At 55.3% G+C, this 26,329-nt stretch carries 23 protein-coding genes, 1 tRNA gene and 1 pseudogene; 12 read left to right on the top strand and 13 right to left on the bottom strand.

Annotation, left to right across the window (positions count from 1 at the left end; genetic code table 11):
* Positions 1-48: 48 nt before the first annotated feature.
* From DSCA_RS29665 to DSCA_RS29695, 8 genes and pseudogenes are all read right to left on the bottom strand, one after another.
* Positions 49-1,359, bottom strand: coding sequence for a TolC family protein (locus DSCA_RS29665; RefSeq protein ID WP_155319873.1), 1,311 nt, complete (start codon positions 1,357-1,359; stop codon positions 49-51).
* A gap of 17 nt (positions 1,360-1,376) precedes the next feature.
* On the bottom strand, positions 1,377-2,498 hold the full coding sequence (locus DSCA_RS29670; RefSeq protein ID WP_155319874.1) for an ABC transporter permease: 1,122 nt from the start codon (positions 2,496-2,498) through the stop codon (positions 1,377-1,379).
* 3 nt (positions 2,499-2,501) lie between these two features.
* Positions 2,502-3,629, bottom strand: coding sequence for an ABC transporter permease (locus DSCA_RS29675; RefSeq protein WP_155319875.1), 1,128 nt, complete (start codon positions 3,627-3,629; stop codon positions 2,502-2,504).
* Between the two features lie 281 nt (positions 3,630-3,910).
* On the bottom strand, positions 3,911-5,308 hold the full coding sequence (locus DSCA_RS29680; RefSeq protein ID WP_407924265.1) for an ATP-binding cassette domain-containing protein: 1,398 nt from the start codon (positions 5,306-5,308) through the stop codon (positions 3,911-3,913).
* A pseudogene (locus tag DSCA_RS33415) lies at positions 5,285-5,779 on the bottom strand (ABC transporter ATP-binding protein); the annotation flags it as partial. The pseudogene DSCA_RS33415 and the gene DSCA_RS29680, both read right to left, overlap by 24 nt.
* Before the next feature lie 80 nt (positions 5,780-5,859).
* The gene (locus tag DSCA_RS29685) at positions 5,860-7,047 is read right to left on the bottom strand and encodes an efflux RND transporter periplasmic adaptor subunit (RefSeq protein WP_155319876.1); all 1,188 of its coding nucleotides are present in this window, start codon (positions 7,045-7,047) and stop codon (positions 5,860-5,862) included.
* Positions 7,044-7,745, bottom strand: a complete 702-nt coding sequence (locus DSCA_RS29690; protein WP_155319877.1) for a CerR family C-terminal domain-containing protein — start codon at positions 7,743-7,745, stop codon at positions 7,044-7,046. The genes DSCA_RS29685 and DSCA_RS29690 overlap by 4 nt, the downstream gene beginning before the upstream one ends.
* 336 nt (positions 7,746-8,081) lie before the next feature.
* On the bottom strand, positions 8,082-9,002 hold the full coding sequence (locus DSCA_RS29695; RefSeq protein WP_155319878.1) for a TIGR01212 family radical SAM protein: 921 nt from the start codon (positions 9,000-9,002) through the stop codon (positions 8,082-8,084).
* Between the two features lie 230 nt (positions 9,003-9,232).
* Between DSCA_RS29695 and mnmG the strand changes: the two genes are divergently transcribed.
* The 8 genes from mnmG to DSCA_RS29735 all read left to right on the top strand — a co-directional run bounded on the left by mnmG (position 9,233) and on the right by DSCA_RS29735 (position 18,630).
* Entirely contained in the window at positions 9,233-11,107 is a 1,875-nt protein-coding gene (gene mnmG / locus DSCA_RS29700; RefSeq protein ID WP_155319879.1) for a tRNA uridine-5-carboxymethylaminomethyl(34) synthesis enzyme MnmG, read from the top strand.
* Complete coding sequence (locus DSCA_RS29705; RefSeq protein WP_155319880.1) at positions 11,104-11,712, top strand: ABC transporter ATP-binding protein; 609 nt, start codon at positions 11,104-11,106, stop codon at positions 11,710-11,712. Before mnmG ends, DSCA_RS29705 begins: the two co-directional genes overlap by 4 nt.
* A complete protein-coding gene (locus DSCA_RS29710) occupies positions 11,709-12,518 on the top strand; it encodes an ABC transporter permease (protein WP_155319881.1) in 810 nt (269 codons plus the stop codon). Before DSCA_RS29705 ends, DSCA_RS29710 begins: the two co-directional genes overlap by 4 nt.
* Positions 12,519-12,637: 119 nt before the next feature.
* On the top strand, positions 12,638-13,540 hold the full coding sequence (locus DSCA_RS29715) for a DnaJ C-terminal domain-containing protein (RefSeq protein ID WP_155319882.1): 903 nt from the start codon (positions 12,638-12,640) through the stop codon (positions 13,538-13,540).
* Between the two features lie 220 nt (positions 13,541-13,760).
* On the top strand, positions 13,761-14,282 hold the full coding sequence (gene hpt, locus DSCA_RS29720; RefSeq protein ID WP_155319883.1) for a hypoxanthine phosphoribosyltransferase: 522 nt from the start codon (positions 13,761-13,763) through the stop codon (positions 14,280-14,282).
* Positions 14,283-14,297: 15 nt separating this feature from the next.
* A complete protein-coding gene (locus tag DSCA_RS29725; protein WP_155320599.1) occupies positions 14,298-16,622 on the top strand; it encodes a zinc-ribbon domain-containing protein in 2,325 nt (774 codons plus the stop codon).
* Between the two features lie 81 nt (positions 16,623-16,703).
* Positions 16,704-16,780, top strand: a tRNA-Met gene (locus DSCA_RS29730).
* A gap of 77 nt (positions 16,781-16,857) precedes the next feature.
* Positions 16,858-18,630, top strand: a complete 1,773-nt coding sequence (locus DSCA_RS29735) for a site-specific integrase (RefSeq protein ID WP_155319884.1) — start codon at positions 16,858-16,860, stop codon at positions 18,628-18,630.
* A gap of 93 nt (positions 18,631-18,723) precedes the next feature.
* On the opposite strand, the gene DSCA_RS29740 is transcribed toward DSCA_RS29735, so the two are convergent.
* Complete coding sequence (locus tag DSCA_RS29740; RefSeq protein WP_155319885.1) at positions 18,724-19,020, bottom strand: acetate and sugar kinases/Hsc70/actin family protein; 297 nt, start codon at positions 19,018-19,020, stop codon at positions 18,724-18,726.
* A 680-nt stretch (positions 19,021-19,700) separates the two neighbouring features.
* Here DSCA_RS29740 and DSCA_RS29745 point away from each other — a divergent pair.
* The 3 genes from DSCA_RS29745 to DSCA_RS33035 are packed head-to-tail and all read left to right on the top strand — an operon-like array spanning position 19,701 to position 21,929.
* Entirely contained in the window at positions 19,701-20,975 is a 1,275-nt protein-coding gene (locus tag DSCA_RS29745) for a DDE-type integrase/transposase/recombinase (protein ID WP_155314545.1), read from the top strand.
* Entirely contained in the window at positions 20,966-21,781 is an 816-nt protein-coding gene (locus DSCA_RS29750; RefSeq protein ID WP_197904692.1) for an ExeA family protein, read from the top strand. The genes DSCA_RS29745 and DSCA_RS29750 overlap by 10 nt, the downstream gene beginning before the upstream one ends.
* Before the next feature lie 13 nt (positions 21,782-21,794).
* On the top strand, positions 21,795-21,929 hold the full coding sequence (locus DSCA_RS33035) for a hypothetical protein (RefSeq protein WP_269434622.1): 135 nt from the start codon (positions 21,795-21,797) through the stop codon (positions 21,927-21,929).
* A 290-nt stretch (positions 21,930-22,219) separates the two neighbouring features.
* Here the strand turns inward: DSCA_RS33035 and DSCA_RS29755 are convergent, their stop codons facing one another.
* The 3 genes from DSCA_RS29755 to DSCA_RS29765 all read right to left on the bottom strand — a co-directional run bounded on the left by DSCA_RS29755 (position 22,220) and on the right by DSCA_RS29765 (position 23,994).
* Positions 22,220-23,080 carry a hypothetical protein gene (locus DSCA_RS29755; protein WP_155319886.1) on the bottom strand — a complete coding sequence of 287 codons (861 nt, stop codon included), beginning with the start codon at positions 23,078-23,080 and terminating at the stop codon, positions 22,220-22,222.
* 253 nt (positions 23,081-23,333) lie between these two features.
* The gene (locus DSCA_RS29760) at positions 23,334-23,579 is read right to left on the bottom strand and encodes a hypothetical protein (protein WP_155319887.1); all 246 of its coding nucleotides are present in this window, start codon (positions 23,577-23,579) and stop codon (positions 23,334-23,336) included.
* A 100-nt stretch (positions 23,580-23,679) separates the two neighbouring features.
* Positions 23,680-23,994 carry a hypothetical protein gene (locus tag DSCA_RS29765; protein ID WP_155319888.1) on the bottom strand — a complete coding sequence of 105 codons (315 nt, stop codon included), beginning with the start codon at positions 23,992-23,994 and terminating at the stop codon, positions 23,680-23,682.
* Positions 23,995-24,520: 526 nt separating this feature from the next.
* Between DSCA_RS29765 and DSCA_RS29770 the strand changes: the two genes are divergently transcribed.
* A protein-coding gene (locus tag DSCA_RS29770; protein ID WP_407924226.1) for an IS3 family transposase occupies positions 24,521-25,656 on the top strand; the annotation gives its coding sequence in 2 pieces (ribosomal slippage) (positions 24,521-24,794 and positions 24,794-25,656; 1,137 coding nt in all).
* A 182-nt stretch (positions 25,657-25,838) separates the two neighbouring features.
* On the opposite strand, the gene DSCA_RS29775 is transcribed toward DSCA_RS29770, so the two are convergent.
* Positions 25,839-26,219, bottom strand: a complete 381-nt coding sequence (locus DSCA_RS29775; RefSeq protein WP_155319890.1) for a hypothetical protein — start codon at positions 26,217-26,219, stop codon at positions 25,839-25,841.
* Positions 26,220-26,329 lie beyond the last annotated feature (110 nt).

Raw genomic sequence — 26,329 nt, forward strand, 5'->3', positions numbered from 1 at the left:
TTGGATTCGCTTTCCTTGATTTCCGGTTCACTCGAAAAAACGAACTTACTACCGCCCGGTGCCCTGCGTCAACTCCATATGACCCACTGCCCATTGCAACTGCGCCAGGGCCGTTCCATGGCTGTAGCGTGATTCGTAGTAGGTGTTTTCGGCCCGGTTGAGATAATTGCGGGCGTCGAGAACCTCGGTGGATGTGGTCATCTGCTGCCGGTAAAGTGCCTCGGTGATGCGCCAGTGTTCGCGGGCCTGTTCCAGTGCCTGTCGGGCCGTATCGATGTTCTGGGCGGCCACTTCCAGGTCGAGCCGCGCCCGGATGACCTGGAGGCGAACGTCGTCCTTCATTTTCCTGAGTGCCTGCTGCGCGGCGTGCCGTTCGGCGCGGATGCGGGCAGAACCGGCACGGGTTTTCCCGGCCTCGAAAAGAACCCATTGGGCCTGAATCCCGATGCTGGCGTTATACTGGTTGGAATAGTCGTTGTTGCCTGCCCCCGGGTCGTCCCCGTCCTGCTGGTACCTGCCGGTCAGGTCGATGCGGGGATAATAATCGCTCCGGGTGAGGCGCAACGCCTCTTCTTTGGAACGGATCGATTGTATCAGGGCATATACTTCCGGCCGCTTCTCCAGCGCCAGTTTCACCTGGGCGTCCAGATCCGATTCAAGTGGCGCCACCGTCGTCCTGTCCGTGATGGCAATGCTGCTGTCGTAGGGCCTCCCCATCGCCAGGCTCAGGGTGGCCCGGGCGTCGGTTACGCCGGCCACGGCGCGATGCACCTGCTGGACGGCTTCGGCCCTGGCAACCCCGGCCTTGAGCAGGTCATTCAAAGGGACCAGGCCGTTTTCATGAAACATGCGGGCGTCGGCTTCATGGGCTGCCAGTGCCGACATGTTGCTGTGGGCCACATCCAGTTTCTTCCCGGCCATGAGAAGGCTGAAGCAACCCTGTTTCACCCGCAGGACCACCGCCAGGCGGGTCTGCTGCATCTCCAGCTCCCGGGTTTCAAGGCCCAGCTGCGCCAGGCGGTGCCGCGCACTGATGGCGAATCCCGAAAACAGGGGCTGGGTCAGGCTGACTTCCCAGTGGTGCTGAGCCCGGCTGTTTGTCGTGACCTGGTTGCCGTTGATGTTCACGAAGGGGGCATCGGCCAGGTTCCGGTAAGAGTAAGCGGTCGTCAGGCTGGGAAAGAAGGCTGCCCGGGCCTCTTTTTCAGCGTAATGGGCCGCCTGGCGGTCGGCCGCCTCCTGGCGGATCAGCGGGCTGTTGCCGAGGGCTTCCCGGACGGCCTGATCGATGGAGAGTACCTCGGCAGCGGCGCTGCCGGCCCATGTCATCATCAGCAGAAAAATCAATTGCCTTTGCATCGTTATTCTCCCTGAACTTATTCCAAGGTCTTTTTAAACCGCCCCACGGCCAATGCGAGGAAGCCGCCTGCCAGAGCGATCTGGGCAATGATCGGCAGCCACAGGGTCCTGATGCCCACCCCCTTGACCACGATGCCGTGGAGAATTTGAAGGAACCAGCGCATGGGGTTGACTATCGTGGCCCATTGAACGGGGTCAGGCATATTGCGGATGGGGAAGATAAAGCCGCTCAGCAGGATGGTGGGCATGAGGATCAGAAATGCGGTCAACAAGGCCTGCTGCTGGGTGCGGGCCGTGACACTGACCAGCAGGGCCAGCCCCAGGTTTCCCAGGATATAGATGCCGGCGGTGGCGTACAGCAGGGTGACGCTTCCCTGTATCCGGATGTCAAACAGGAACCGGGCGATGATGAACATCATGGTCATGGTGACCATGCCGGTCAGCAGAAAAGGCAGGGTCTTGCCGATGATGAATTCCACCCGGCGGATCGGGGTCACCATGACCTGTTCGATGGTGCCGATCTCCTTTTCCCGGACAATGGCCATGGAGGTGAGAACCAGGCCGATAAGAATGAGCATTACGGCGATCAGGCCGGGCACATAGTAGTATTTGCTTTCCAGGTTCGGATTGTACCAGGCCCGTATGCGCACCTCCACGGCTGCCGGATCGGCCGGCGGGGCTGCCGACCATCCGGTGGCCCTGCGGCGGTTGAATGTGGCGATCGCCTGGCTGGCGTAGCTGAGGGTGATGGCCGAATCATTGCTCAGGGTGCCGTCTACGATCAGTTGCAGCGCCACTGTTCTGCCCGCCCGCAGGTCAGCCGAAAACCCCTGGGGGATGCGAATCACGGCGCGCACCGTACCGGCATCCATCAGCCGCCGCACATGGCTGTCCGTGGCGAACCGATGGGTAATGTGAAAATAGCCGCCGCCGGAAAATGAGGACACCAGGTCGCGGCTCTCCGCGGTGTGATCCGGGTCCACCACGGCCGTGCTGATATTCTTCACGTCCGTGGTCAGGGCGAAGGCCAGCACGGTGAGCTGCACCAGGGGCATGACCAGGACCACCAGGCGCATGCGCGTGTCGCGAAACATCTGCAGGAACTCCTTGACCAGCATTTGTCGAATTCTCAGAATCATGGGTCACCCGTCCAGTTTCAGCCGCATTTTACGGTGGGCCAGGACCACCATGATGGCGGCATAAACGGTTAGCAGCAGCGCGTTGAGACCCAGTATTTCAAGGCCGATGCCCTTGAGAAAAATCCCCCGAAGCAGGGCGATGAAATAGCGGGCCGGTACGATAAAGGTGATCGCCTGGATGGCCGCCGGCATGTTGTAGATGCCGAAGACAAACCCGGAGAGCAGCAGGGTGGGCAGGTAGCCGGAAAAAAGGGCGATCTGGTTGGCCAGTACCTGGGTTTTGAGCACAATGCTCAGCAGCAGTCCCAGAAACAGGGCGCCGGTAAGAAATATCGATGCCGTTAAAAAAAGCAGACCGGTGCTGCCCCGCAGGGGCACGTCGAAGATCCACCGGCCCATGACCACGGCGATGGCCACGTCGGCCAGCCCGATCGCAAAGTAGGGCACCACCTTTCCAAGAACCAGTTCCGGTACGCGGATGGGGGTGCTGATGAGCTGCTCCATGGTGCCGGTCTCCCACTCCCGGGCCACGGTGACGCTGGTGAGCATGGCGGCAATGACCACCATGACCAGGGCGATGATGCCGGGAATGACGACCTTGCGGCTGTCCATATCCGGGTTGTACCAGGCCCGGGGCATCAGGATGACCCGGCCGGCAGCGCCGCCGGCGATGGTTCCTTTCACCGCCAGCCCACTGCTGTATATCTGCCCGATGGCGTTGATGTAGCCCATGGCCAGGGTCGCGTTGTTGGCGTCCGAGCCGTCGACGATCGCCTGGATGTGCACTTTTCGCCCGGCCCTGGACCGATCGGCAAAATTGGCGGGAACGACCAGGGCCACCATGACCCGGCCGGCATCGAGCATGGTCGACAGGTCCCGGTAATTGTCGGCATGGCGTTCGATGGAGAAATAGGCGGAGCCGTCCAGCAGGCTGAGCAGCCGGCGGCTTTCGGCGCTGCGGCTTTGATCCCAGACGGCAGTGGGCACATGCTTCAAGTCCATGGACAGGGCATAGCCGAACAGGGCGATGAGGAATATGGGGATGGCGATGGCCAGCGCCAGGCTTCGCCAGTCTCGGATGACATGGATGAATTCCTTGCGGGCCACCGCCATGAGACGCCGGACTTTCATTGCACCCTCCTTGGCAGACCACCTAACCCGGACAAGCCGGAAATAATAAATTACAAGCACCCAATCTCAAACAAGATACAAACCAACTATTGTTTGCCCGCATTGATGTTTGCAATTGTCTTTGGCAATAATTTAGCGGAAAATCTCACGGCTCTATCGAATTGGCGTATTCTTTCTTCAAGACCACTGGGTTTGAAATTTTGAAATAGGTTATTGTATTTTAAAATGTATTGGCGATTGTCAGCCTTGCTGACGAACCCCAACCCAGCCCGATCAGATCCTTACTTCCTGCTACCATTTTGGCGGTCCTCCCGCTCGATGAGGGAGACGAACACATCTTCCATGGCGGGGTCAACCGTTTCAACGGTTGCGTGCGGCAGCCCCATTGCGTCGGTGTATCGTCGGATCTTATTCCTGGCGGCATCGGCGTCGTCCACCTTCAGATGAAGCCCTGCACCGAACAGGGCCACGTCCCGGATGCCCTTCAGGGCGGCCAGGCCTTCCAGGAGATCCTGGGGCCGCGGGCAGCGAAGATCCAGGATGGTTTCACCGGTCAGCCGTTGTTTCAGCTCCCGCGGGGTGCCCAGGGCAATCATGCGGCCCCGGTAGATCAGGGCCACCCGGTCGCAATACTCGGCCTCCTCCATGTAATGGGTGGTCACGAAAACGGTTCGCCCCCGTCCGGCCATGTCGTAGATCAGATCCCAGAAGCGGCGCCGGCTCAACGGATCCACCCCGCTTGTGGGTTCGTCCAGGAACACGATGGGCGGGCGGTGCAGGATGGCGCAGGCCAGGGCCAGGCGCTGCTTCCACCCGCCGGCCAGCAGCCGGGCGGCCTGGTTTTCACGTCCGTCCAGACCGGCCATGCGGACGGCCCAGTTCTTGCGCCGGCTCAAGGCCCGACCGGTCAGTCCGTAAATGCCCCCGTAAAAGTCGATGTTTTCGGAAACCGTGAGGTCGTCGTATAACGAGAATTTCTGGCTCATGTAGCCGATGCGCTGCTTGATGGCCTCCGCCTGGCCGATGATATCGCAGCCGGCAACGCGGCCGCCGCCGTCCGATGGGCTGAGCAGTCCGCAGAGCATGCGGATGGTGGTGCTCTTGCCCGCACCGTTGGGCCCCAGGAATCCGAATATCTCACCGGCGGGGACCGACAGGCGGATGCGGTCCACGGCCACAAAATCACCGAAGCGCCGGGTCAAACCCTCGACATCAACAGCCGCGGTTCCAGACTCGGGCAACCTTGCTTCGGCCGCTGGGTCGGTTTCCGCCGCCGGAAGAGACGCCGTGTCGCCACCGGTGGGCGCCACCGCGTTGACGAAAACGTCTTCGAGGCTGGGGGGGATCCGACGGATGGCTGCCGGTTGGAGGCCCGCCCGGTCGAGGATCCGCTGGACCCGGTCCGCGGTGGACGGCGCATCGGAGCACACCACGTGCACAGTGTCTCCGAATAGTTCCACCCGCTGGGCATCGGGAAGCCGCTGCCGAAGCTCCCGGGCGATCTGACGCGTCCGTTCGCCTTTTACGGAAAGGATATGCAAGGGCATGGACTGGCGGATCTCCTCCGGTGTGCCCTGGGTCAGGAGCCGCCCGTGGTCCATCAGCCCGATGCGGTTGCAGCGTTCGGCTTCGTCCAGATATGCCGTCGTGACCAGGATGGCGACCCCTTTTTTAAGCATCCGGTAGAGAATTTTCCAGAAGTCCCGTCGGCTGACCGGGTCCACGCCATTGGTCGGTTCGTCCAGAAGCAGCACCCGGGGGGTGTGGATCAGGGCACAGATCAGCTGCAGCTTCTGCCGCATGCCGCCGGAGAGGTTGCCGGCCAGCCGACCGCGGAAGGGCCGCATGTTGGAAAAGTCCAGCAGGTCCTCGAGTCGCGCGGTTCGGTCTTTGCGGCTGACACCATACAGGTCGGCGTAAAAATTGATGTTTTCATCCACCGTCAGGTCCGGATAAAGTCCGAACCGCTGGCTCATATAGGCCAGGTGGTCCTTGACGGCACTGCTTTGGGCCGGCAGCCGGGCACCCGCCACCCGGGCGCTGCCGCCGGACGGGTCCAGCAGGCCGGCCAGCATCCGCAACGTGGTGGTCTTGCCGGCACCGTCCGGCCCCACCAGTCCGTAGATCTCCCCGCTGCGCACGGTCAGCGAGATGTCCGCCACGGCTGCATGGGTGCCGAAGCTTTTGGCCAGGCCGTCGACCCGGATGGCCTCGTCGCCGGGACCGGTCGTCACGATTCAACCTCGATGATGGCGTCGGCCGGCATGCCCGGTTTCAGGGCACCGTCCGGATTGGACAGCTGGATTTTGATCCGATAGACCAGATTGCGCCGTTCCTTATAGGTCTGAACGGATTTGGGGGTGAACTCCGCTTCGCTGCTGATGAAGCTGATGGTTCCGGTCCAGCTGCGATCCGGGTAGGCATCGATGGTTACCCTGGCGGACTGGCCCCGTCTGATTCGCCCCAGATCCGTTTCGGTCACGTAGGCCCGAAGCCAGATGTGTTCGGTGTCGCCAACGGTAAGGACCGTTGTGCCCGGGTTCACGTAGGCGCCGGCTTCTGCCGAGGTGCTGAGAACCACGCCGTCGAACGGGGCGAAGAGTTCGGTTTCCGCCACCTGCTGCCGGGCGATCTTCAGCACGGCGTCAGCGGCAGCCACGCGGGCTTTGGCCTGGCCGATGGTCTCCTTTCGGGGGCCGGCGGCCACCAGGGCGTAATCGGCTTCCGCCTGGGCCAGGATCCATCGGGCCTGGTCGATTTGTTCGCTGCGGCTGCCTTCCTGACGAAGGCTCAGGCGCTGGCCGGTTGCCTGACGCCTGGATACGGCGGCCTTGCGTGCATTTTTGGCCGTTTCCAGGCGGGTGCGATAGACCTCGAACGTCTGGCGGCTGATGCCTCCTTCTTCGAAAACGGCGGCGTAGCGGTTAAAATCCGATTGCGCCAGGGCCAGTTCGCTGCGGGCGGTCTGTTCGTCTGCCATGGCCCGTTTTAAATCGGCCTGGGCTTCGGCGATTTCCTGGTCGCGGCTCCCGGCGATCCGTTCGTTCAAGGCAAATCGCGCCTGACGGACCCGGGCCGCTGCCCGGTCGATCTCTTCGGGCCGGCTGCCGGCCTCCAGTTCGGACAGCACGGACAGGGCATATGCCAGTTCGGCATCCGCTTTTTCGAGCTGAAATTGCTGATCCGTGTCGTCCAGAATGGCGACGCGCTGACCGCGGGTGACCGGATGGCCCTCATCCACCAGGCGTTGACGCAATCGGCCGGCAATCTTAAAGGCCAGGTCCACCTGGGTGACATCCATGTTTCCGGACAGGTGAATCCGGCCATCGACGGCGTTTTTTCCAACGTACAGATTCCATGCCATGACGGTCAGTGCGGCCGCGGTTATCAGTATGATAATGGCTATTCGCTTTCTCATTTCGACTTCCCTTCCATACGGGGTTCATCCACCTGCGCGGGAGGAGTGGAGACCCTGGACTGGCGAACCGATTCAATCCCGGCCAGGGAAAACCGGGTGATGTGGCCGGTCAACTCATCGATAATGTCCGCTTTCGAGAAATCCAGGGCCACCAGTCTGGTGACGATGGGGCGGGCCATGGCATAGTGAAAACACTGGCCGATCACACTGATCTGGCAGCGCATGATGTCGCGGACCGTCGCACCCGGTCCCAGCATTTCCGAGATGATGGTGCTGAGAACGGCGGCCGTCGGCCGGATGAACTGGTCGACCAGGTCATCCATGAAGGGGGATGGATCGGCCAGCTCCCGGGCTATCAGCTGCCCTTTACCCGGGTAGCCGGACAGCCCGTCGGGTGACAACAGCCGCTGCAGGGCGCCACGAATAAAGGCCCGCAGGCGGTCTTCGAGAGACGCGTGGATGCCGATTCCCTCATCGATGGGATAGCGGTCAAACGTCCGGGAGAGCAGGTCCGTGACCACGGTGCGGTACAGCCCTTGTTTGCCGCCGAAATAGTAATTGATGGACGCCACGTTTACGCCGGCTGCACGGCAGATTTCGCGGATCGTGGCCGCCTTGTAGCCCATTTGACCGAACACGTTGCCGGCGGCATCTATTATTTTTTCTTTAACCGGTTTGTCATCGGAAGGGGGTGCCATGGTGAGGTACTTTCTTTGCTGTAAGATTAAACAAGTGTTTTAAACAAATGTTTAGATCAAAAAAATAAAGTCGTCAAGGAATAAAAGATCCTGACCCGAAGGGCCGGGCTTTGTTTGGCCCTTGGAAAGGGCGGCAGGCGTTTGATTGTCGCTCACGCAACAAGAAGTCAGAATTCAGGAGTCAGAAGCCAGAAGCGTCGGGATGTCGCTGTGCTCCTGCGATTAAATACGAAGGCGTGAGCCAATGGCGACACCTTCTTCTGGATTCTGGATTCTGGCTCCCGGATTCTTTATCAATCGGATGCCGGCGGTGCGAATCCGTGGGGAAAGCGAATTTTACGAGGGCATCAACCGTTTGCCCTGCCAGGTGTTTTTCTCCTGAAAGGTGCGGTGGATCAGTTCCACGGTGTCCTTTTTTTGGAGAGACCAGGCGGGGGCCACCAGTTCGTGCAGGTGGGGATCGCCGGTAAGCCGCTGAATGATGGTTGTCTCCGGGAGCCGTTCGATGAAGCTGCAGACCAGTTCGGCATACTCCCGCTGCCTCAGGCATCGGTAGCGGCCGCTTCGGTACAGGGCTTCCATGGGGGTGCCCCGCACCACGTAAAGCAGGTGCAGTTTGACGCCGTCGATACCCATGGCGGCGACGGCGTCGGCGGTCGCCATCATATCCTGCCGGGTTTCTCCGGGCAGGCCCAGGATCACGTGGGCGCAGATGTTGATATTGCGGCCGTGCGTGGCCGATACCGCCCGTTGGAAGCAGGCAAAATCGTGGCCGCGGTTGATCAGGGACAAGGTATGATCATGGGCGCTTTGCAGGCCGTATTCGATCCAGATGAGATGGTCCCGGGCATAAGATTCCAGAAGGTCCAGCACCGCCTCGTCCACGCAGTCGGGCCGGGTGCCGATGGCCAGCCCCACCACGTTTTCGACGGCCAGGGCTTCGTCGTAAAGGGCTTTCAGCTGTTTGACGGGGGCATAGGTGTTGGTGAAGGATTGAAAGTAGGCCATCAGCAGGTTGGTTTTGAAGCGCCGGGCGATTCGATCCTTGCTGCGTTCGATCTGCCTGGTAATCGACACCCCCTGTCGATGGGCACCGGTGCCGGATCCCTTGGCATTGCAATAGATGCATCCGCCGGTGGAGAGGGTGCCGTCTCGGTTGGGGCAGTCCAGTCCGGCGTCGACGGTGACTTTGTGGACCCGGCAGCCGAATCGGGTTCGAAAGTAGGTGTTCAGGTCCCGGTATGGTTTTTTCTGCATGGCAATCCTGTTCTTGACCTAATTATCACGGCAATTATATAGTGCCTGTCCGGAAACGGCATCATTCGGCCCGGACTGCGTTTTCGCCCGGATGAAATTCCCGACGCAGCGTTCCTGCGACTGCGGTTTCAAACTCGCTGCCGCCTTGGCCCCAGGCTCAAATCTACCATTTCCGGACGGGCGCTGGCAATCCGCGCGTCATTTAATTTTTTTACAGGCCGTGAAAACAGATGGGGATTTACCGGAAACAATACGATGTGATTGTCGTGGGCGGCGGGCACGCCGGCTGCGAGGGCGCTTTGGCGGCCGCCCGCATGGGCTGCCGGGTACTGCTGCTGGCTATCGACCTGGACAAGATTGCCGCCATGCCGTGCAGCCCTTCTATCGGTGGTATGGCCAAGGGGCAGCTGGTCAGGGAGATCGATGCCCTGGGCGGAGAGATGGCTAAAATTGCCGACTGCTCGGCGATTCAGTACAAGACCCTCAACACCAAAAAAGGGCCGGCGGTGCAATCCACCCGGACCCAGAACGACAAGGGCCGCTATCACACGGCCATGAAAGCGGTGGTGGAGGCTCAGCCCGGCCTGGATCTGAAACAGGCCCTGGTGGAGCGCCTCATCGTCGAGGGGGGTCGGGTATGCGGGGCGGCGGATCATACGGGTTTCGGTTACCAGGCGCCCTGTGTTGTGCTGGCCACCGGTACCTTTCTTTCCGGTCTGGTGCACATCGGCGACACAACCATGCAGGCCGGGCGGGCAGGGGAGTTTGCCGCATACAGCCTTCCCGGGCATTTAAAGGAACTGGGCTTCAGCCTGGGCCGCATGAAGACCGGCACCCCCCCGCGACTTGACCGGGCCAGTATCGATTTTTCGCGGTTCGAGGAGCAGCCGCTGGAGGATCCTGTCCGGGCTTTCTCTTTTTCTGCGCAATTGGCGCAGCTTCCCCAGATCCCCAGCTATATCGGACACACCAGCGAGGCGGTGCACCGGCTGGTGCGGGACAACCTGCACCTGTCGGCCCTGCACAGCGGAGCCATAAAAGGGGTGCCGGCCCGCTATTGCCCCTCCTTTGAAGACAAGATTGTCCGCTTCCCGGAACGTGACCGCCACCAGATCATCCTGGAGCCCGAGGGGCTGGACACCCGGGAAATATATGCGTCCGGCCTGGGCAACAGTTTGCCTCTGGAGGTTCAGATCCAGGTGGTCAGAAGCGTCAGGGGGCTTGAGCAGGCGGAAATCATGCGCCCGGCCTATGCCATCGAGTACGACTTCATCGACCCGGTCCAGTTGCGGCCCACGCTGGAGACCAAGCGGGTCAAAGGGCTCTATCTGGCCGGTCAGATCAACGGCACGTCGGGATATGAGGAGGCCGCGGCTCAGGGCATGTGGGCCGGCATTAATGCCGCCTGTGTGGTGCAAAAAAGGCCGCCCTTTATCCTGGACCGCAGCCAGGCCTACATGGGGGTGATGGTGGACGACCTGGTCACGCGGGGGACCCGTGAACCCTACCGCATGTTTACCTCCCGGGCGGAATACCGGCTCATGCTCAGGGAAGACAACGCCGACCTCCGCCTTTCGGAGATCGGTCACGACCTGGGACTGGTGGCTGCCGGCGCGGTCGGGGAAATCCGTGAACGAAAAGCCCATATCCAGTCGGAAATCGGGCGCATCAAACGGACCGTGATCAAACCGCAGCCTGCGGTCAATGCCTATCTGGCGTCGCAGGGGACGCCGCCCATCGACAACGGCATTCATCTGATCCAGCTGTTGAAGCGGGCCGAACTGGATTACGGCGCCGTTTCGACGCTGGCCCCCATCGATCCCCCACTATCGGCGTCGGTGGCGCGGCAGGTTGAGATAGAAGTCAAATATGAAGGCTATATCCAGCGCCAGCTTCAGGAAATCGAAAAATTCAGGCACCTGGAACAGATCAGACTCCCCGAAACGATCGACTATGCGGCCGTTCATGGTCTGTCCAGTGAACTCAAGGAAAAGCTGGACGCCGTTCGACCCGCATCACTGGGGCAGGCATCCCGCATTGCGGGGATGACGCCAGCCGCCATCTCCGTCCTCATGGTGCACCTGCGGTCATGGAAAAACCGATGACCCCCCGGCTTCGGGTGGACGGCCTTTGCATTCATGGTGTCGGCCCTGTCAGTATGGATGTCGATGCCGGCATATGCGTGGGGCTGTCCGGGCCCTCCGGATCAGGCAAGACCCTGTTTTTGCGAGCCATTGCCGATATGGAACCCCATGGCGGGGCGGTCTACCTCGATGGAACGGAGCAGCGGCAGATTCATGCACCCGAATGGCGGCGGCAGGTGGCCCTTTTGCCGGCTGAAAGCCTGTGGTGGTTCGATACCGCGGGCGAGCATTTTTCACGGCCCGATGCCGACCGTTTCCATCGGCTGGGGCTGGACCCGGGAATGCTGACCTGGCCGGTTTCACGGCTTTCCAGTGGCGAGCGCCAGCGCCTGGCCCTGCTGCGCCTTCTGGAAAACGATCCCGGCCTGTTGCTTCTGGATGAACCCACCGCCAATCTGGATCCGGACAATACAACGAGGGTCGAAAAGCTGGTGGCCGGCTACCGTGAAGCGACCGGAGCGGCGGTTCTGTGGGTCGGCCACCGCAGGGAGCAACTGCACCGGGTGGCCAGCCGGGTCGTGTGCATCTCGGGCGGTCGCATCGGAAACGATGGAGGCGATCGGTGACAGCGGAGACGATTTTCCTTTCCCCGACGGATCTTTCCCTGGCCGCCCTGCTGGTGATTGCCCTTGCCCTGGCCAGTCGGCGCATGGGGCTGGACCTGGGCGGCCAGATCCTCGTGGCCGCTTTGCGAACCACCATCCAGCTGTGTCTGGTGGGCCTGGTCCTGAAGGTTGTGTTCTCATCGATTCACCCCTTGTGGATCGCCGTCATGGCTGCGGTGATGCTGATCGCGGCCGCCCGCGAAGTGATGGCCCGGCAGAAAAGACGTTTTTCCGGCTGGTGGGGGGTCGGCATGGGCGGGGGGGCCATGTTTGTCTCCTCTTTTGCCATCACCACCCTTTCATTATTGGCCGTAATCCGTGTCGACCCATGGTATACCCCGCAGTATGCCATTCCTTTGCTGGGGATGATGCTGGGCAACACCATGACCGGCATCGCATTGGGCCTGGACCGCCTGACGGAATCGGCCTGGGAGCAGCGCCGTATCATTGAAGCGCAATTGATGCTGGGCAACACCTGGTCCGAGGCGATCGGCGGCATTCGCCGCTCCAGTGCGCGCAGTGCCATGATTCCTTCCATCAATGCCATGGCCGCCGCCGGCCTGGTGAGCCTGCCCGGCATGATGACCGGCCAGATTCTTGCCGGCAACCCGCCCTTTGAAGCGGTCAAATACCAGATCCTGATCATGTTCATCATCTCCGCCGGCACCGGTTTCGGGGCGTTGATTGCCGTGTGGGCCGGCTCTCGACGGCTCTTTGACGACCGGCACCGGCTGCGCCTGGACCGGCTGAGCAAGCCGTCCCGATGAACCGATTCGCCGGCTTGACATTAAAAAGCGAACACCTTATTTTTTCAGCGTAAAAAACAGGGCGACCCCAGAATGCACGGAATCGCCGGAACCAACCAAATCAGGGAACAGGAGCGATCATGTCCCAACAGGACTACTACCAGACGCTGGGCGTGTCCAAGACCGCCACGGATGCCGAGATTAAGAAGGCCTACCGCAAACTGGCCATGCAGTACCACCCCGACCATTCCAAGGGAAATAAACACGCCGAAGAGATGTTTAAAAAGGTCAGTGAAGCCTACGCGGTGCTCAGCGACAAGGAAAAACGCCAGCAGTACGATACCTTTGGCTCCACCGATTTCCACCAGCGGTACTCCCAGGAGGATATTTTCAGAAATGCAGACCTGGGAGATATTCTCAAGGAGTTCGGCTTTGGCGGCCAGGGAGGGCGGTTTTCCTTTGGTGGCGGATCTCCCTTTGGCGGGCCGTTCGGTGGTCGCCAGCGGCGCCAGGCGCCTGTCAAAGGATCGGATCTGGTCTATGAATTGCCCCTGACGCTGCGCGATGTGGCCGGCGGAACCAGCAAGACCGTCACCTTTCAACACCAGGGGCGAAATGAAAACATAACGGTCAAGATCCCACCGGGCATGATTACCGGCAAGAAGCTCCGGTTGGCCGGGAAGGGGGAGCAGAGCAGCTACGGGGGGCCTCCCGGAGACCTGTATATCCAATCCCGTGTTTCAGCCGATCCGGTATTCACCGCAGAGGAGTATGACCTTCACACCACCACCACCATCCGGCTCAGCGAATCCCTTTTGGGGACTCAGGTGCAGATCCCTACCGTTGAAGGGGGAGAACTGAATCTCAAGATCCCTCCGGGAACCCGTCACAAAACCCGCATGCGTCTGGCCGGGCACGGGCTTCCCAAAATGAAGGGCAGTAAAAAGGGAGACCTGTATGTCACCGTTTCGGTGGACATCGGGAACAAGCTCACTTCTGAACAGAAAAAACTCGTTGAAAAACTGGCTGCCACAGGCTTGTAACAAATTAAATTCATTGACAACTAACCCGCAGTAGGTTACTTTTTCGCAAAACTGGCGGCATGGAATTGGTGTTTCATGGATGCCGATAAACGGTTACTTAAATTTTTTAAACTGCATTGGCGATACCCGCACCAAACCACTGATTCCCATGACCCTTTTTTCTTCTGTCCCCAAATTCCATAATGCTTGCCAGTTGCGCGACGCGCAGTAAAGACCACATATGCCAGAATTTACTCCCGTTATCAAAAAGAATGACATCCAGCGCCAGACCGTCAGGATCGCCAAAATCATTTCAGACGACTATCAGGGCAGGGAACTGGTGCTGGTCGGCGTGCTCAAGGGCGCGTTTATTTTTCTCGCCGATCTTGTCCGCCAGTTAACGCTGGAAAAGGTAAAAATAGATTTTCTTCAAGCTTCCAGCTACGGTGCCGATACCATATCTTCAGGGAATATTGTGCTCAAAAAAGATATTGACGTCGATATCCGCGGAAAAGATGTGCTTGTGGTGGAAGACATCGTCGATACCGGCCTGACGTTGGCTTATCTCATCCGCCACCTGAAGCGTATGAGCCCCGGCAGTATCAAGGTGTGCGCAATGATCGACAAACGTGAACGCCGAAAGGCGGCGGTTACGGTCGATTATGCCTGCTCGACCGTACCGGAAGGCTTTCTTGTCGGGTATGGTTTGGATTATGCCGAGTATTACAGGAACTTGCCGGAAATATACCATATGAAACTCTAGTCAGTGAGGGGCGCCATGATTATCACCTGTAAATCGTGCAACACCAGTTTCAATCTTGATGACAAGATGCTCAAACCCACTGGTTCCAAAGTCAGGTGCTCGGTATGCGCAAACGTTTTCACTGCCTTTCCGCAGCAGGCGTCAACACCGGAACCACCGGCAGAATCCCATGATGCAGAGCCTGCAGCCGAATCGGAAGCGGCTTCCGATGCCCTTTCGGCGGCACCTGCCACCTTCGCTTCCGCTGGGCAGGACGCCGCGACGGATGCAGATGCCGCTGAGGCGCAGACGCCGGAGGCGGATGTTCTCGAAGAAGATGCCGCGAAACTTTTTGATGACGGCGCCGATCTTGATTTTGCACTGGAAGACGAAGCGGAAGACGACGTGTCGGATGTGGAGATTGAAGATGCGGTCAGTGGCGTTCTGAGTGAAGAGTTGACGGATGTTTCCCTTGAACCGGAGCCGGAGGATGACGACGATCTGGCGGTTATTGCCGGTCTGGACGATGATGATTTCAGCTTGGACGCTTCTTCGGAGAATGCCGACGACGATGTCGCCGCCACCGTTATCGCCAACCTGGATGATGACCTGGACCTCTCTCTGGACGGGCCGCCGGATGTGGCCGAAACGGTGATTGCCGACTTGGATCAGGAAGATTTTGACCTGGGGCTCCCGTCAGAATCCGACGACGATTCCAGCGGCACCGCCACGGTAATTGCCGATCTTGATGACGACGGGATGGATCTGGACGACCTGGATCTTACCCTGGATATGGGTGATGACACGCCGCCGTCCGATGCGGTTGACGCCGAGCTGGATGAGCTCTCCCTGGATTTCGATCTGGAAGCCGATGCCGATACGGATGAATCCGAACCCGATACGGAATCCGACCTTTCCGTCGATGACGACCTGGATCTGACGCTGGACATGGATGATGCGGAGGCGGGAGAGATGGAACCGGCCGCCGGCCTGTCCGAACTCGAAGATGATCTCGACCTGTCCAGCCTGGAGAGCCTGCTGATGGAGGACGATGAGGGCGATGACGACGCCGTCACCATGATTGTCGATGGCGGTGAAGAGCCTGAATTGAAACTCGAAATGGACGATGTGCCGGCCCTTGATGGCGATAAGGTTGCGGATATACCGGAGGAAACCCTGGAAGACCTGGAATTCGACCTGGATGCCGACGGTGGGGATGATGCCGCTGACATCGACTTGGCCGATGATGGCGACCAGGAAATCGACCTGTCTGAAATCGAAAAAATGCTCGAAGAGCCCGAAACGGAAAGTGTCGATCTGAGTGCCGTGCCGGAACAGGACCTGGACCTGGATATCGAAGCCAGCCTTGAGACGGAAAAATGGATGTCCGAATCCGGTGATGACGATTCGCTGGTGAAGGATGAAGAACTGGATCTGTCCGAACTCGAGCAGGCCTTGGAAGATGTCGATACCGAAGAAACGGACGAGGCCTTGGAAGAACCGGAACTGGATCTGGACCTGGGCGATGATCAGTTGCTGGGCACCCCGACCGAAACCGTGGCGGTCGACAATGAGTTGGAATTCGATCTTTCGGATTTCGAGGAGGATGTCCCTGCCAAAGCCGGCGCCGAAGCAGAGAGCCCTGAATCTGTGGATATGGAGTTGGAATTTGAGGTGGAGTCGGACAGTCAGGCGGAACAGACCTTGGAAGACGAAGGACTGGAAGAGACCGTGGCCATCCCCGAGCCAACGGCCGACAAGGCCGAGCAGGCACCGCCTGAACCCGCCGTTACGGCCAAGCCGGCGGCTGCACCTCGACCGGTAAAAAAGGGTGTCAGCAAATCGCTGGTATTTCTGCTGATCGTTGCTATTCTCGGTGGAGGTGGATACGGGACTTATTACATGCTGAACCAGAACGGCATCGATATTCCCTTTCTCAGCGATTACCTGAAGCCCAAGGTGGATGATCCGGGCAACCTCAAGCTGACCACCTTCGATATCAACAGCAAGTTTATCGACAATGCCAGCGTCGGAAAGCTCTTTGTGGTTTCCGGCAAGGTGAAGAACGGCTATACCGAAAACCGCGGCATGATCACGTTGTTGGGCAAACTCTTCTCTACCGGCAAAGTCCCCGTAAACCAGGAAAAGGTATACTGCGGAAATATCATGTCCGATCTTGAGCTGGCCAACCTGGAATGGGATAAAATCAAGGCCCGGCTGTCCAATCGCCTGGGGGATAACCGCAGCAACGTGAAAATCGAACCGGGAAAGTCGATTCCCTTCATGGTTGTGTTTTCCGGGCTGCCCACCGATCTTGAGGAGTTCACCATCGAGGTGACCGGATCGACCACACTCAAATAAAAGGTTTTTGTTTTCGGCTTGACTAACAGCGGCCGAGCTGTTAATAGTCCGCTGTTCTTTTTCAGCCACGATAAGAATCATGGCGATGTAGCTCAGCTGGTTAGAGCATGCGGCTCATATCCGCAGCGTCCGGGGTTCAAGTCCCTGCATCGCCACCAAACCATTGAAATAACAGCATAAACGCTTTAGGCACCTACCATTTACAGCTTTTTTACAGCTGACTGGGAGGTGCCTTTTGTGTTTTCTGGTGAAGAGAAATAGGACATATCATCTGCAGGTTAAGGTTCCCAAGGAGCTGACCGATACCTTGGGTGGAAGTGACCTAAGCATCAGCCTTGGAACGGGAAGCCGCAGAGAGGCGGGCAGGCTGGCAGAGGTGGCAAATGTCCGATACCAGTTAGCGTTTCGTGAGCTCAGGGTTAGGGGAATCAACAAAATGAATAGCGACCAAGAAATTGATCCAATGAAAATCAAGAAGCTGATCAGGGACTATGTGAAGGCTTCTTTGGAGGATTTCGATCTGATGCAGGCCACCGGCAGGAAGGGTAACCTTGGAACGGTGGATGATGAACTGGACGGATTGGATGCCGCCTTGGATGTCAGCAGGGAGCAGCTCACCACACGCAGGCATGTAGATTTCATGGGACCGCATCTGGATCACCAGCTGAAGGTGAGGGGGGTCGGGCCAATTGAAAAAGATTCCAACCAATACAAGATGCTGTGTTATGAGCTGCTGAAGGCCAACATCAGGCTGCTGGAGGCTAACCGAGAGACCAGCGTGGGCCATTTCCAAGGCCATGATGTTGATTCAATTCTGAAGGATCTCGGATTGCAGGAGCAGCCGGATACCAGCAAACCGGTCAGTGCCCCTGAACTCCCTGCTGTTAAGCCGAATACCGCTGCCGAGCCTGCCACTATTGAGCCACCGCTGACTGCTGAAACTCCCGCTGCTGCGGGTCCAACCATGCAAGAGCTTATCGATGAGTTCCAGCGGCAAAAGGTAGAGTCAGGAAAGTGGAGAAACACTACGGTCAGGAACCACCACCCCAAGCTGCAAGCCCTGCTGCAGGTGCTCGGACACAGCACCCCCGTCAGCCAGATCACAGTGGATATGCTGCGGGAATATGGCAGGATTCTGGAGCTGTTGCCTCCGAGTTTTTCCTTGAAAGGGTACAAGGATTTGGGTGGGGTTAGCTCGGCAGAGCTGGCCGGAAAGCACACCAAAACCATGGATATCACCACTCGCAGGGAATACCTGAACCTTGCCCGATCCATCTTCCAATATGCTCTGGACAATGAGTATGTGAAAAAGAACCCTGTGATTGCTGGGCTGATACCATCCAAGAAGGGAAACCAGCGGGAGCAGCGGTCACCATACACACCTGATGATCTTAAGAGGATATTCAATCCAGAGACCTTTGATAAATGGGTGGCCAATGGGGGCGGTGGCAAGGGTAGCCCAGCTCGCTATTGGTTGCCGAGGCTTGCTTTGTGGACCGGCTCAAGGGTTGAAGAACTGGCCAACCTGCAGACCGCAGATGTGGTGGAGGTGAAGGCAAACGATACCGGGGAGGTCTTGGTGTGCTTGGATCACAACATGGACAATGGCAGGCGGCTCAAGAATCAGAATTCCATCAGGACTGTACCCCTGCACCCTGAGATCGCTGGGGAATTTGCCAAGTATGCAGAAAAGATGAAGGCAAAGGGTAGCCAGAGGCTGTTTCCCGAGCTCACCAAGGCCAACGGAAAGTTCAGCCACCAGTTCAGCAAGAGCTTTATGGGATACCTCCGCAACAAGGTGAAGATCACAGACCCTAAAAAGAATTTCCACAGTTTACGGCACACGGCTACAGATACGCTATGGAAAGCTATGGTGCAGGAATCTATCATTGAGGAGCTGACAGGTAGGGCCGGAAAGACAGAAACCTCAAGGCGCTATGCTAAGGGGTATCGAGTTGAGACCCTGTACCGGGAGGCTGTGCTGAAGTTGGATTTTGAGTTGGCTTGAACGTATGGGAGGGGATGAGGATCACCGTGCCTGACTAACTGCTTGGCCGAGTTCAGCAAAGCGTTGCGGGGGCGGTCTATCTAAAATCCTGTTTCAGCCATTCCTACCAGAGCCTGATTCAAGTTTCTGGTGTTCAAAATCTTCCAGGAACGGTTTAACAGCATCATTAACATACTTTATTGATGTTCTACGGTTTACATCAAGATGGCTTTCGATAAGTTGATTTTTTTCCTTGTCCGTGAGTATTTCCCAATGGTATTTAACCTGCTCTGGATCAATATCAGCATGGGCATCTTCTAAAATATATCCAAAAGTTTCGTAGCTGTAAATATTGTAGGTTAGCGGGATCGAGGGTGGAGTAACCGGCAAGATAATCACAATCGTTGACAAACGGAAAAGAATTTTCGAATTAGATGAGCCTCCGGCAAGGGGGCTTTTTTTATGGATAAAGAAAAGGGGTGACGGTTGGCAGACCGGAGCACCCCAGAAAACCGGGTCGTATTATCGACCCCAACAAAGAATGGTCCGATGATACTTTCCGTTTGTGTAAAACTCAAGGATATTGATGAACAGGGACGCAATTTTTGTTGGCCAACACCTCGCGGATGCCCCAGGTGTGGTTCAACCCGAATATGGGGACACGGTTTCGTACTCGCCTATTTTGATGGATTTGCTTTTGGCGTATGGCTTCGAAGATACCGTTGCCCGGACTGTAATTGCATTATCAAAATGAAGCCCGAAGGTTATTTTAATCGTTTCCAGGTGCCGATTTTAACAATTTCCGATTGTTTGAAGCAACGCCTATCCAGCGGCAGATGGAACTCGAAGTTGTCTACATCCCGGCAGCGCCATTGGCTGGCCGCACTGAAACGAAAAGCCCTGGCCTGTTTCGGGATCGGAACCGATTTGCTTGCCGCCTTTTCCCTATTCCTGAATATGGGCCGGACACCTGTCAGTCGGACCATCTAATCCGGAGTTCTTTCCGTCATCGACAAACCTACCGAACAGTGCGCTCCCCGTACCGTGAGAAATGGTTTAAAGCCAGGGGAAACACAAAAAAGGAGGTTTGTATGACACAAGAAAAGGATGAGACCGTCGCTGTTTTCCGGTTCGGGGTCATTCACGAGTTTGTCGGCACGACGAACCTGACCAGAAGCGAGAAACGGCGACTGTTGAGGGAGAAGTGCGAGCGCAAATGGGTCATTCCCTATTCCAGCCGAACACGGATCAGCGAAAATACGATCTATCGCTGGATTCGACGTTACCAAAAAAGCAACGGCCGTATCGAATCGCTGTATCCCGGGAAAAGAGGCGATCAGGGTAGATCCCGAAACTTGGACGAAGAAACAGTCAACATCGTCCTTGCCACTAGACAAAGCCAGATGGCAACGCCAGTCCCGATGCTTTTGGAAAGTCTCAAACGCCAGACAATTGTTCCTGCAAGCTTTGGTCTTTCCACCCTCTATCGGCTGTTTCACCGACACGGGTTGATGGATCAATCCCCCAAACCGGAGGATCGAAGAAAGTACGAAGCCGAGCTGGTCAACGACATCTGGCAAAGCGATGTGATGCACGGACCCAAGGTGGTGGTCGATCAGAAAATGCGAAAAAGCTATTTGATCGCTTTTATCGACGATCATTCCCGATTGATCGTTTACGGCGGGTTCTACCTGTCGGAGAACCTGGCCAGTTTCATGGATGCTTTTGAAAAAGCACTTTCCAAACGAGGATTGCCGCGAAAACTGTACGTGGACAACGGCGCTGCCTATCGCAGCCGCAAACTCGAATTTACCTGTGCCTCACTGGCCATCGCCCTCATTCATGCAAGGCCGTACAAGCCCCAAGGCAAGGGCAAAATTGAGAGATTCTTCAAAACCGTTCGCGGTGGATTTTTACCTGCAGCCGATCTTTCCTCCCTGGAACGATTGAATCAGTCGTTTGCCCATTGGCTCGATACAGCCTATCACCAACGCATTCACAGCGCCACCGGCATGACGCCCTTTAACCGGTTCAGCAAAAACCTTGCCTGCATCCGAACGGCACCGAAGAACCTGAACGATCACTTTCGCACCGCCGTATACCGAACCGTCGCAAAGGATCGAACCGTCACACTCAACGGCAACCTGTTCGAAGCCCCGGTGGTATTGATCGGCAAGCGGGTGCTGATTTTGTATCACGAAAGCGAACCGAAAACGGCTGAGGTGTTTTTCAATCGGAAGTCCCACGGATTGTTGGTTCCCGTGGATCTGCATGTTAACTGCCGGGTAAAGCGGGACAAGAACATCAATACCCAACTCGAACCGGCCCACAAGACGGATTATCAGGGAGGCGGTCTATGGAAATGAATACGCCGTATCTGCCGTTCTTCGGTTTTGAGAAAGAGCCCTTCACGGCGGATATCGCGGTGACGGATATACTTGAAACGGATCAACTGGCGGCAGCGAAGAACCGTTTCGATTACAGTTTGGGGTTAGGGGCGATTTATCTGATCACCGGTGAGATCGGCTCCGGTAAATCCACAGCCATCCGTTATCTGGTAAACGGTCTGCATCCTTCCGAGTACAAGCTGGTCTACGTCACAGCCACGTCCGGTTCCATCCTGGAACTGTACCGCCTGATCATGGGAGAACTGGGAATGAAACCTGCCGGGACCTCCCGTGCGGCCATGACCGATGGAATCAAACGAGAAGTATTGGAATTGATCCACGGGAAAAAACAAAATGTCGTTCTGGTCATCGATGAAGCCTCTTTGCTCCGTCTGGAAGTCTTCGTGGAGCTGCATACGCTGTGTCAGTTCGAGATGGACTCAAAACCCTACCTGCCCATGGTACTGGCCGGACAAACTCATTTGATCGACAACCTGCGATATCCGGGTTGTCTTCCCCTGGCATCGCGGGTGGTGGCCAAAAGCCATTTCATCGGTTCCAAAAAAGAACAGATGCAAACCTATCTTCAGCATCATCTGACCATTGCCGGAATCGACCGGATGCTGTTCGAAGGTGATGCTATCACGGCCATCCACCAAGGATCGGGCGGCATCTTCAGGAAAGCCAACCACCTGGCTCGCGGTGCCCTGGTTGCCGCGGCAATGGGTCATGAAAAAACTGTCAACGCGGAACATGTGCGGCTTGCCGCATCCGAAATATTTTAGGAAAGGAGTCGATATGCCATCCCATCCGACCGCCGAAGATATCCGCCAAAAACTGGAGGCGCTTGTATTGGCCGCCATCTTAAATGTGCTCAACCGATTAACGGATGAGTTGTCTGTGGTAAGCCAGCAGAAAAAGATGAAATTTTAATCCGATTCGATACGGTTTGCCCGGTGAAACGGAGACAGGCTCTGCTGGGGAGCAACCTGTCAAGGGATAGCCGGGTGCAGGAGGCATTGAATAAAATGCCCAGAGGGGAGTAGCAAATCAGAAATGCTGCTCCCCTCATTTTATTCAAGCCTTCCTGCCCATGCCTTGAAAAACCCATAAGATTGGAGCGCGTAGCGCACCCTAATAGAGGTCCGACCAACGGTGGAAAGTCGTTGAAAACCGGTGGATATAAACAAAGTTCCAGTAAATTTGAAAACTTCGAAAACTCTTCAATTTAATCCGAAAATTGTCTTCCGTTGATTGCGGGAATCAACAATATCATCGTATGGGACTTTAAATCGTATGTAAACGAGCTGATATACCATCTCCTCGAATGCATATTCTCCTTCAAAATGTTTTTTAAATGAAATCTTTTTATGTGAATTTGGTGGTATTTTTTCACTATAATCTAAATTGCTTGATCTATTTTTTCCCTCATACATGCCGCTACTATCTACAATAAACATCCATCTTTTCTTTCGGTCTTTAAAAACTTGAACAAATAAGCATGTCACATCATGGGCGGCAAGCTCTCCCATGTTATGAATTTGGTAACTATGATTGAATATCCCATCTATATACTCGGTTTTTTCTGTAACTACCAAGAATACAGGATAAGACTTAATCATGAATTGCTTGATACTTGAATCGGCCAGTTTTTTGGTTTCTTTTCTCATCTCGCGGGCTTCATCAATGTGGCTGTAAGTTAAAAAAGCCAATGCAAAAGTTGCCAATGCAACCATGAGGTTGCTGTATTGATTCAGCCAGTTTAAAAAGTGTCCCACCAAACCAAAAAAAATAGAGATTAAAGGCTTCTTTTTTCCTTCTTTATTTTGAGCAACTTTCTGATAGACAGCCTCCTTTTCGTTAGCCTTACTCTCTTCAGTTGAATCCTGATCTTTTTCGTTAACCTTACTCTCTTCAGCTGGACCTTGATCCTTTTCGTTAGCCTTTCTCTCGTCGGTTAGATCATGATCCAGTAAGTCAACATTGTTGCCCCCTGATTCTGCTGAGAGTTCGTGTGGCTCATCCTCCCTCTTTCGGTAACCTAAAACCTGAACATCAGTTTTATCTACTTCGGAATCATCCATCTTTACCCACTCCACTTCTAATGGACCGATTTTGTCCCTGAATCTTTTCCCGCCAAAAAACAGCCTTCAACTGATCTCATGCGATTTATCACCAGAATCAAAATGTCAGCCAACTGAAAAGTATTCATGTAGCGCACATCCATAGAGCTACAATGCCAGCTCCGGACCTCCTCTATAGGAGCCCTTTCACGGAGATGGGACAGGAGCCATCCCAGAGTAGGGGAGTTGGCTGAAGATCGCTGGAGTGCGCGCATCAATTCTTTCTATCCTTTTGCCACCCCCGAGCCTTCATACATTTTTCAAATAACCGTTTTCGCACCCTTTCGTTATAGTCAGGGGTTTGCAGAGGGGATAGGAATACGGCAGCATCCCGTTCGCATTCGTAGGAGTCTCGATCAAAAGCAGAGGGGTTGCCACCGGTCCATACATCCTGATCTTTGACACAACCAACGACAAAAAAAAGAATGCTCAAAATCGAAACTGAAATCTTGGACATCATGTTACCCTCCTTTTGACTTTCGCTTCTTGGCGGGTGTGGCAGGATCATTGTTACTGCGCCCATCCTCGCGCCAGAATTCTTTAGGTAACAAAATTTTCATCTATATATTGTCAATTTTAAACCAGCCAAATGAATACACGGCTGCACATACCCCACCCCAAGTTGCTACTTTTGCAAGAAAACTTAGCGCCGATACTGAAAGTGGAACTGAAATCGACTTTTTAAGCTCTTTAAGGTTTTTAGCGCCAAATGCTAAGACAGGATCAGTTCCTCCTAAAAGGGCGTTCAGTCGATGGGTATAAGATATTTGTAACGATAACGCGCAGGCCAATAAAACAATGATTAGAACCCAAGTTAAACCGAATGTTAAATGTAGGAAAGTGGCAATTGCAAATCCTCCGACAAAAGCAAGCATTTAAGCCTCCTGATTGTTATCTAACGAGAATATCACAGGTTTTTAAATCACCAAGTTCACACATAGCTCACATTCTGTGCCTTCCAATGCCAGCTTTCCGATAGCTCCGAGAAAGCTCCTTGCCTGTGGTATGTGGATCTTTTAAGATTTTGGTTATCCTATAGAGACAGCTTTTCCGCATCCCTCGATTATATTTCCTGACATTGTGATCCCATCAAGCTTCCAATACTTAGAGGAAATTTCCAAAATGTTTCCTTTGCTTGTGTAAAAAACACCTTTTGGTATAACAATTTTATTGTTACCTGTAACCTTCGCTTCAACGACAACTTTGAATGATTTCCTATGGATTAACTGCAGAGAGTTGGGATTGGTTCTAATTTCATAATCAGCGTCCTTATTGAAAACCCAAGCATTCCTCTTGAGCTTAGCAACCTTGACTGAAGAAGCATCATAGATATCGGCGCTGGTCCCAAAAAACTGGACAGTATGATAAGCTCTGAGTCAGCCAAAACAAAAGGAGCTGAACATGAGCACGAAGCGCAGAAGCTACTCACCCCAGTTTAAGGCCAAGGTGGCCTTAGCGGCACTGAAGAACGATGAGCCTATTGCTGAACTGGCTGCCCGGTTTAAGATCCATCCAACCATGATCAACAATTGGAAGCGGGCCCTGGCTGACAGTGCCGCTGACATTTTCGATAAAGGCCATAAGTCACAAAAGCAAAACGAGGCCCAGGTTGATAATTTGTACAGACAGATCGGCAAGCTGAAAGTTGAAAACGATTTTTTGGCAAAAAAGCTCAGTCTTTAAGCATCAAGCAGCGGAAGCAGATGGTGGACCCAAAGGATCCGAATCTGAGCGTTGCCAGGCAGTGTCGGATTCTGAACATCCAGCGATCCTCGTATTACTATAGACCAAAGCCGATAAAGGCAGAGGATCTGGACTTGATGCGGCTCATCGACAAACAGTACCTGAAGACGCCCACCTGGGGCTCACGGTCGATGAGAAACCATTTGCGTAGGCTGGGCTATAAAATCAACCGAAAACGTGTTCAACGACTGATGCGCCTGATGGGCCTTGAGGCGATTTATCCTCGACCTAAAACCAGCCGGCCGCATCCGGAGCATAAGGTATACCCTTACCTGCTAAGGAACCTGGACATTACGCGGCCGAACCAGGTGTGGTGTACAGACATAACGTATATCCCCATGAAACGAGGTTTCATGTACTTGGTGGCCGTCATGGATTGGCACAGCCGCAAGGTGCTTTCCTGGAGGCTGTCCAATACCATGGAGACCGACTTTTGTCTTGAGGCGGTGGAGGAGGCTATCCGCCGCTACGGAACCCCGGAAATTTTCAACACCGATCAGGGCTCCCAGTTTACCAGTGATGATTTTACCGGCTTGCTAAAAGACCATGGCATTGCCATCAGTATGGACGGCAGAGGCCGTGCCCAAGACAACATTTTTATTGAAAGGCTATGGTGGACCCTGAAGTATAACTATGTCTATCTCCGCGCTTTTAACAATGGGTCCGACCTGCGGAAAGGCCTTCGCGGCTGGTTCTCATTTTACAACAAGGAGCGATTTCATCAGGCACTTGACAACCTGACCCCGGATGAGGTTTATTACGGCCTTCCTCATCCATTCGCGGAGGCTGCCTGAGGCCTCCCCTTAACGAATCGGCTCAGAGCTTATCCTATACGTCAGGTTGTCCAGCCTTTCGGGTCCATCGCCCTCCTCTCAGTTGATTGTCTGCAATTATTCACTTAATTCGTTTCGGATTCTGGAGCTTTCCCCATAGAACAGCAGCCTCTTTCTGAATTTCTGTGGGCTGTTCAGGGGTACTATCTCAACAGATTTCGAATACGATCCTCGGCTACATCTTTATTGTTAACAAAATACACCTCAGCATACGCGTATGCTTCCTGCCAATTTGGAAAAACTACACGAAACATATCTATTTTAGATTTTACCTCTTCACAAAATTCTTGAGGAGTAGCGTTACGCTTTATCTGTTCATCTAAGATCATGGCAAACAGAGCGTTCCTTAACTTGTCTTCAAACTTCTTCATGGCTGACAACCCCTTATCTCTACCGAATAAACCCGTTTTCCCACTATTTTTCATCAACTTTGCCATGGCCATGACTAAATGCTGCATAGCGATAAAGGTGTGTGGTTCAGCCTTTTCCCACATCTTTGCGATTACCTGAGTTGAATCATCCATCCCGATCCCTTTTTATAAGGTCGTTGCTAAAAGTGTGAATCATATGGACACCCCCCAAGGTCACTCTGAAGCGGCGGTTATTGAACGCTATCTATGGGTGGATCTGCAGG

The sequence above is a fragment of the Desulfosarcina alkanivorans genome (assembly GCF_009688945.1).
Lineage (GTDB): Bacteria > Desulfobacterota > Desulfobacteria > Desulfobacterales > Desulfosarcinaceae > Desulfosarcina > Desulfosarcina alkanivorans.

Coding starts and splice junctions, on each gene's coding strand:
- DSCA_RS29750 (WP_197904692.1), top strand. CDS start 20,966: ATGGAAATGAATACGCCGTATCTGCCGTTCTTCGGTTTTGAGAAAGAG.
- DSCA_RS29755 (WP_155319886.1), bottom strand. CDS start 23,080: ATGGATGATTCCGAAGTAGATAAAACTGATGTTCAGGTTTTAGGTTAC.
- DSCA_RS29775 (WP_155319890.1), bottom strand. CDS start 26,219: ATGGATGATTCAACTCAGGTAATCGCAAAGATGTGGGAAAAGGCTGAA.
- DSCA_RS29675 (WP_155319875.1), bottom strand. CDS start 3,629: ATGAAAGTCCGGCGTCTCATGGCGGTGGCCCGCAAGGAATTCATCCAT.
- hpt (WP_155319883.1), top strand. CDS start 13,761: ATGCCAGAATTTACTCCCGTTATCAAAAAGAATGACATCCAGCGCCAG.
- DSCA_RS29745 (WP_155314545.1), top strand. CDS start 19,701: ATGACACAAGAAAAGGATGAGACCGTCGCTGTTTTCCGGTTCGGGGTC.
- DSCA_RS29665 (WP_155319873.1), bottom strand. CDS start 1,359: ATGCAAAGGCAATTGATTTTTCTGCTGATGATGACATGGGCCGGCAGC.
- DSCA_RS33035 (WP_269434622.1), top strand. CDS start 21,795: ATGCCATCCCATCCGACCGCCGAAGATATCCGCCAAAAACTGGAGGCG.
- DSCA_RS29695 (WP_155319878.1), bottom strand. CDS start 9,002: ATGCAGAAAAAACCATACCGGGACCTGAACACCTACTTTCGAACCCGA.
- DSCA_RS29725 (WP_155320599.1), top strand. CDS start 14,298: ATGATTATCACCTGTAAATCGTGCAACACCAGTTTCAATCTTGATGAC.
- DSCA_RS29680 (WP_407924265.1), bottom strand. CDS start 5,308: ATGCTTAAAAAAGGGGTCGCCATCCTGGTCACGACGGCATATCTGGAC.
- DSCA_RS29765 (WP_155319888.1), bottom strand. CDS start 23,994: ATGCTTGCTTTTGTCGGAGGATTTGCAATTGCCACTTTCCTACATTTA.
- DSCA_RS29705 (WP_155319880.1), top strand. CDS start 11,104: ATGACCCCCCGGCTTCGGGTGGACGGCCTTTGCATTCATGGTGTCGGC.
- DSCA_RS29670 (WP_155319874.1), bottom strand. CDS start 2,498: ATGATTCTGAGAATTCGACAAATGCTGGTCAAGGAGTTCCTGCAGATG.
- DSCA_RS29685 (WP_155319876.1), bottom strand. CDS start 7,047: ATGAGAAAGCGAATAGCCATTATCATACTGATAACCGCGGCCGCACTG.
- DSCA_RS29715 (WP_155319882.1), top strand. CDS start 12,638: ATGTCCCAACAGGACTACTACCAGACGCTGGGCGTGTCCAAGACCGCC.
- mnmG (WP_155319879.1), top strand. CDS start 9,233: ATGGGGATTTACCGGAAACAATACGATGTGATTGTCGTGGGCGGCGGG.
- DSCA_RS29690 (WP_155319877.1), bottom strand. CDS start 7,745: ATGGCACCCCCTTCCGATGACAAACCGGTTAAAGAAAAAATAATAGAT.
- DSCA_RS29760 (WP_155319887.1), bottom strand. CDS start 23,579: ATGATGTCCAAGATTTCAGTTTCGATTTTGAGCATTCTTTTTTTTGTC.